General features: G+C 65.7%; 2 protein-coding genes. Both read right to left on the reverse strand.

Translation table 11 applies throughout. The features are described from left to right. Positions 1 to 225: class II aldolase/adducin family protein (locus CXY72_RS00020; protein ID WP_199183886.1), on the reverse strand; the 225-nt coding region annotated here is incomplete at its 3' end. Beyond that, a partial coding sequence (locus tag CXY72_RS00025; protein WP_104125713.1) for a ribulokinase occupies positions 222 to 1,329 on the reverse strand: 1,108 nt, incomplete at its 5' end. The genes CXY72_RS00020 and CXY72_RS00025, both read right to left, overlap by 4 nt.

Below are 1,329 nucleotides of genomic sequence, written 5' to 3' on the forward strand. Positions count from 1 at the left end.
GACGTTTCCGTCGAGGTCGCAGAGGATCATGTTCTCGGGCGCCAGGTCGACGTAGTCAACCCCGCTCGGCTTGATCACGAAGAGGTCAGCCCCGGGCACGCGGCCGGAAACGTTGCCGCCGGTCCAGACCACGAGGCCGTTGCTGAAGAGCTCGGCATGCAGGCGGGTGATGTCCGCGCGAACGCGGGCGACCGCCACCTCGATCTGGGGTCCGTAGGTGCTCATGCAGGCACCAGCGTTTCCCAGTCGGTGACCGCTGCGCGGCGCTTGAGAGCCTTGAGACGGTGCATGACGTCGTTCTCGCCGCGACCGAAGTAGTCGTGCAGCTGCGTATACTCCTCAAACAGCTCGTCGTAGGCCGCCGAGGATACCTCGTTGGGCAGGTACACGTTCTTATTGAGCTTGCCCATCTTCGCACCGGCAGCACGCACGTCGGGGTAAGCGCCAGCGGCGACGGCGGCGTGAATGGCCGCACCCAGCGCGGGTCCCTGGTTACTCGCGATGGTGCTGATCGGCAAGCGCAGGATGTCGCTGTAAGTCTGCATCAGGAACGCGTTCTTCAGCAGGCCACCGGCCACGATGAATTCGGTCACCGGCACGCCGCTGGTGTTGAACGCCTCCACGATGGTGCGAGTACCGAAGGCGGTGGCCTCGAGCAGGACTCGGTAGATCTCTTCCGGCCGGGTGGTGAGGGTCGTACCGATGACGAGCCCGGAGAGTTCGTGGTCGACCAGCACCGAACGGTTGCCGCTGTGCCAGTCCAGCGCCACCAGTCCGTGGCCGCCCACCGGTTGGTCCTTGATCAGTTCGGTGAGGTGCTCGTGCGTGCTTCGTCCGAGTGCCCGGGCGTCGTCGGCATACCGGGCGGGCACCTGGTTGTTGACGTACCAGGCGAAGATGTCGCCAACGCCGGACTGGCCGGCCTCGTAGCCAAAGAGCCCGGAAACGATGCCGCCATCGACGACACCGCACATGCCCGGTACTTCAGCGAGTCGGTCGGAGTTCATCACGTGGCAGGTGCTCGTTCCCATGATGGCGACCATCTGGCCGGGGTTCACGGCCTGCGCGGCGGGCGCGGTGACGTGCGCGTCCACGTTGCCGACGGCGACAGGGATGCCTTCGGGCAGTCCAGTCCAGGCTGCGGCCTCCGCTGACAGCGTGCCAGCGGATGCACCGAGCTGACCGATCTCGTGCGCCACCTTGTCGAGGGCGAACCGTGAAAACGCCGGATTGAGCGCACCGAGAAAGGCCTCACTTGGGTACTCCCCGTCCTGCAGGATGCCCTTGTAACCGGCGGTGCAGGCGTTACGCACGTAACGGCCGGTGAGC

This window comes from Cryobacterium sp. Y57, from assembly GCF_002929505.1.
In the GTDB taxonomy this organism is placed as follows: domain Bacteria; phylum Actinomycetota; class Actinomycetes; order Actinomycetales; family Microbacteriaceae; genus Cryobacterium.